This window comes from Microbacterium sp. Leaf288 (genome assembly GCF_001422925.1).
Classification (GTDB): Bacteria; Actinomycetota; Actinomycetes; order Actinomycetales; family Microbacteriaceae; genus Microbacterium.
In genome coordinates, this window is sequence record NZ_LMNI01000006.1 from 1 (window position 1) to 5,054 (window position 5,054).

Annotated in this window: 4 protein-coding genes; 1 reads left to right on the forward strand and 3 read right to left on the reverse strand. The window is 64.9% G+C overall.

All coding sequences use genetic code 11. The features are described from left to right. Positions 1-611: 611 nt before the first annotated feature. Positions 612-1,538, forward strand: a complete 927-nt coding sequence (locus tag ASF40_RS04135; protein ID WP_056366991.1) for an aldose 1-epimerase family protein — start codon at positions 612-614, stop codon at positions 1,536-1,538. A 389-nt stretch (positions 1,539-1,927) separates the two neighbouring features. Here the strand turns inward: ASF40_RS04135 and ASF40_RS20795 are convergent, their stop codons facing one another. The 3 genes from ASF40_RS20795 to ASF40_RS04150 all read right to left on the reverse strand — a co-directional run bounded on the left by ASF40_RS20795 (position 1,928) and on the right by ASF40_RS04150 (position 4,861). Beyond that, complete coding sequence (locus ASF40_RS20795) at positions 1,928-2,131, reverse strand: substrate-binding domain-containing protein (protein ID WP_200919427.1); 204 nt, start codon at positions 2,129-2,131, stop codon at positions 1,928-1,930. Between the two features lie 854 nt (positions 2,132-2,985). Next, positions 2,986-3,339, reverse strand: a complete 354-nt coding sequence (locus tag ASF40_RS04145) for an ArsR/SmtB family transcription factor (protein WP_056366993.1) — start codon at positions 3,337-3,339, stop codon at positions 2,986-2,988. Positions 3,340-3,397: 58 nt separating this feature from the next. Further along, a complete protein-coding gene (locus tag ASF40_RS04150; RefSeq protein ID WP_056366994.1) occupies positions 3,398-4,861 on the reverse strand; it encodes an amino acid permease in 1,464 nt (487 codons plus the stop codon). Positions 4,862-5,054 lie beyond the last annotated feature (193 nt).

Genomic DNA, 5,054 nt, shown 5'->3' on the forward strand with positions numbered 1-5,054 from the left:
TACGATCGGCCCCACGGCGCCCTCGGTGGCCAAACGCCCTACGAGCGCCTCAAACAGAAAGCAGCGACCCCTCTGTCATAGGGCTCCGTCAGTTGCACAAAATGCGATCGCAGTTTTGTCCATGATCTTCCCTCTTCTGACCATACCGCGGGGTGTCGACGTCTCTTAGCGTGAACTGTGGGCAGCGATCTCTTCAGTAGGCCGGCGGCCCCGACCGCCGACGCAAACCAGAGGAGATCGGCGATGATCGCGGAGCGGACCCGCAGGACGGATCAACTGGCTGCAGCACCATCGCCCGGCGACCTGCGATGACTTCACCATCGACTACGTCCGCCTTCTCACCGCGACAGGAGCGACCCAGCGTGCGCATAAGATCCCGGCCCTCGTGCCTTCCACCCGTGGGAAGGAGGGGAGGGCGAGGCGACCTCCGCGTGGGACGCGGTGTTGTCGGCGGGCGGGCTTCCCGTGACGGACAACCCGCCGACGCTGGGAGAGGTCCGGGCCGAGTAAAAGCCGCCGGTCGCCCGGCGCGACGACGGCGTGACCGGCTACTTCGCAACAAGCCTCCCCGAGTTCTTGTTGTTCGCGCGTGAGCAAAGTGGAGGCAGGAAATGACGGGCTGGATCTCCGGAGGGCAAATCGAACTGCGCAGCGAAGCCTATGTCGCTCGGATCGCGACTGTTGGCGCGTCTCTGCGGCAGCTGCGGTTCCGGGACCGGGACCTGATCGTCCCGTTCGACACGGATGAACTGCGGCCGGCGATGAGAGGCGCGGTGCTCGCACCGTGGCCCAATCGCACGGCCGCCGGACGATACGGGTTCGGAGGGGCCGTCCACCAGCTGCCGGTGAACGAGGTGGACTTCGGCAACGCGTCGCACGGACTCGTCGCCTGGACGGGCTTCGACATCGCTCGATCCGGCCCGGACTCGGCACTACTCACGGCCACCATCGAGCCACAGCCGGGGTATCCGTGGCGGCTGCGAGTGGACGTTAGCTTCGACCTCTTCAGCGACGGCCTCCATCAGCGGATCGTTGCCACCAACCTGGCCGCGGAGGCGGCGCCGTTCGGCGCAGGCAGTCACCCCTATCTCGTCGCGGGGTTGCCGCGCGAGCGCGCGATCGACGAATGGACGTTGCATCTGCCTGCCGGGAAGGTGATGCTCACCTCTGTCGATCGCCTCCTCCCGACCGGGCTCACCGACGTTGCGGACCAGGGCTGCGACTTCCGATCACCACGGATTATCGGTGGTGCGGTCCTGAACAACGCGTTCACGGACCTAGTGCGCGACGAGGCCGGTCGCGCCCGTGTGCGACTTGTCGACTCTGCGGGAGTCGGCGCCGAGGTCGAGCTGGACGAGACCTGCCCGTGGGTTCAGCTGTACACCGCCGACGCGGCGGCCGGGTCCGCCCATCGCCACGCCCTCGCCGTCGAGCCGATGACCTGTCCACCCGACGCGCTCAACTCGAAGATCGACCTTCGCGTGATTCCCGCGGGCGAGTCAACATCGGTCCGGTGGGTCATCCGCGCCGTCGCCTGACGACGTGGCCAACGCTCGGCGGCGCTGCACATCCACAGCCGCGGGATAAGCACGTGCATCGGACAGGCCTGCAGCAGCAACGCAGCGCCACGATCGCCAGCACGCCGAGCGATGCGAGCGGGCCGCCCGCGACGACGAACGTCGGCCGCCATCGAGATGATGACGGGGAGAGGCCAGGGAGGACTGTCCTTTGCGACGAGGATCGAGGCGACTCCGATTACGCGTGCGCGATACCGCTTCAGCGCGTGGAGATAACCGAGCGGATGCTGCAGATCCAAGTCCAGTTCGGATTTGGCAGCCTGCTCGCACCAATTGTGTGCCCCGGCGGGCGGGCGGGCGGGCGGTCGGGCGTCGCGGTCGCCGCGCCAATGAGTCGCTTTAGTGAGACGTCAAGCTTCTGATGGGACAGTCGCGGTGCTCCCACGCACGATCAGAGTCGTCGGCATCCGGATGTTGTCGACGCTCAACGGCCGTCCGTCGATGAGCGAAAGGAGTGCGCGTGAACCTGCCTGACCCATTCCGTGCAACGGCTGGCGGACGGTCGTCAGCGCGGGATAGGTCTGCGCCGCGCGCGGGATGTCATCGAAGCCCACGATGGACAGGCAAGAGCAGGACACCATCGCCCCTGCGCAATCGCCAGCCCTGCTCCGCGTCGGCAGAGGCGATGCGGGCACCGATCAGTTGACCGTCTGAACGCGTTGAACATCTACGCGTTCACTGTTCAAATCGCTTGGTGGGCAAGGGGTGAGGGCCGATAACCTGAGTTCGGGTCGCGCCCGCTCAGTCTGCATGTCACGCGATGCCCCCAACATCGAGTCCCGTCCCCAGCGGGCTGTGACGTTCGTGGGCGTGGCTCAGATCCTCGGACGCCGCAACCACTATTTGCGGCGTCCGAGGATCGCTTCGCGCACCGAGGGCGGAGCCGCTGGTCCCAGCCTCAGATCCCCAGGGGGGTCGCTGATCGTCATCAGGCCGAGGAGCCCACGCGCCTTCACGCTACCGTGTCGTCCGGTAACCGGGCTCAGGCCGTCTCGGGGTCCGGGTCCCCACGGGGGAGACCGCAGTTGTTGCGGCGAGCGGGATCGGTTCGGACAGGAGAACGCTGTGGCGGTCAGCAGCCGATGCAACCCAAGGCCGGCGATGCGCCCAGCAGCTGTGGTCGGGATGTCTGCCAGCGGGTTGCTTCGGACCAGGATGCGAATTTGCTAGGGCGCGCCGGTTGGCATCAGCGTCAGGGCCGGAGGACTGGCTAAATGTGTGATGGGTGCGCCAGGGTGCTGAGGGCAGGAGGCTGCGGACGAAAGCTCAGCCGGAGTGGGTCCTGCCGAGCGGGAAGGCAAGGCTCAACAAGGCGATCGACGAGAGCCGCACTCGGCTACCGTGCGGCGAAGCCCCCTATCGGGGCCTTTGGCCTATCTTGCGCGCCAGACCCGCTGGGGTGTCGGGGTCAGTCCTGGTTCGCAGAGAATCTGAGAACCCAGTCCTCGAGGTCGAGGAACGCCTGGAAATTGATCCGGTGGATCCGCTGATATCCGTCTCTCGTCATCAGCGCGACGCCGGCGTCGCGTAGGACGCGCAGGTGGTGCGAGGCAGCGAATCGTGACACTCCCGTCGCTTCCGCGAGCTGTGTGATGGACAGTCCTCGGTGATCTGGCGCCGTCTGCTCGAGCATGACCTCGAGTAGTGCACGGCGTTCTTCGGCCGCGATGGCACGCGCGAGCGCGCTGAGACGCTCGGGCGTGCCATCTGGCGCTGGAGTGGGGAGGTCGGCGGTGTCCGCTTCGGTTCCTAGGGACGTCATGTCGTTCCGCCTTCATGGGGGCTGAGGTCAGTTGGCTACCCGCATCACGGGATCTCGTTCAGCGGAGTGCTCGCCTCGAGGGTTCCTTCTCTGCAGAGCCGGCGTCCGCTTCTGGGATCGTCGAGATCGGAGACGTCTCATCCACGAGTTCCATTCGGGTGCGGCCTCCGCCTCGGATGAACAGCGCATAGCACGCCACCACGGCGGCGACCCAGATGGCACCGACGATGAGCGCTGGTCTGGTGTCTGGCACGACGCCGATCATGATGATGACGACGCCGATCACGCCCATTGCGATGTAGTTGGCGATGGGCCACAAGGGGACCGGGAACTCACTCGGGAGAAGGTTGTCCTTCCTGATCTCGCGCTTCATGCGGGCGTGCGAGATCAGGATCATCAACCACACCACGACGACCGCGAAGGTGGCAAGAGCGGCGATGAGGAAGAAGATCTGATCGTGGAACCACACGTTCAGAAGAACCCCGACCAGCAGGGAGCCGGTCATCGCGATCACTGTCATGAACGGCACTCCAGTGCGGGTGGCTCTGAGAAACGCGCGCGGGGCATGGCCCTGCTCCGCCAGCCCGTGGAGCATGCGAGCCGCGCCGAAGAAGTCAGCGTTGATCGCAGACAGCGCTGCGGTGATGACCACGACGTTTAGGACGTGGGCGGCGCCTTCGAAACCAAGGTTGTGGAAGATGGACACGAAAGGACTCGTCTCCCCATCGATCGTGTTCCACGGTTGGATCGACATGATCACAGTCAGTGCGAGCACGTAGAAGAGGAGAATGCGCACCGGAACGGTGTTGATGGCGCGGGGGAGCACCTTCTTCGGATTCTGGGCTTCTCCGGCGGTGATGCCGATGACTTCTGTGCCTCCGAAGGCGAAGATCACGATGGTCATTGAGAGGAGGATGCCCCACACTCCGTTGGGCATGAATCCGCCATGGTCCACAAGGTTGTGGAGTCCGGCGGCGCCCTCCGACTGATTGCCAAGGCCGAACACGATGATCGCGATGCCCCCTACGATCATCGCGATAATCGCCAGGACCTTGATCAGCGCGAACCAGAACTCCAGCTCACCGAACACCTTGACGCTGAGCAGATTTGCAGCAGTGATGAAGAACACGACCGCCAAGATCCACACCCAACGTTCCACATCGGGGAACCAGAATCCCATGTAGATGCCGAACGCCGTCACGTCGGCCAGGGCGACGACGAACATCTCGAACGTGAAGGTCCACCCGGTGAGGAAGCCTGCGAACGGGCTCACATAGCGCGACGCGTACTGTCCGAATGATCCCGCGACCGGGTGACGGACCGCCATCTCCCCGAGCGATCGCATGACAACGAACACCACAGCGCCACCGACCATGTAGGCGAGCAGCACGGCGGGTCCTGCAGCCTGGATCGCTCCGGCCGACCCGTAGAAGAGGCCGGTGCCGATCGCGGATCCCAGCGCGATCATCTGGATATGCCGAGCGGTGAGCCCTCGGCGGAGGCCCGATGTCTTGACTTCCATTTTCTGGTCATTCTCCTTTGAACGCAGTGCACTGATTGAGCGGTATCGACGGCTGACCTTCATGGTCGGATTTTGGGCACGGCTGTTGGACGACGTTGTGCAACTGACGGAGCCCTATGACAGAGGGGTCGCTGCTTTCTGTTTGAGGCGCTCGTAGGGCGTTTGGCCACCGAGGGCGCCGTGGGGCCGATCG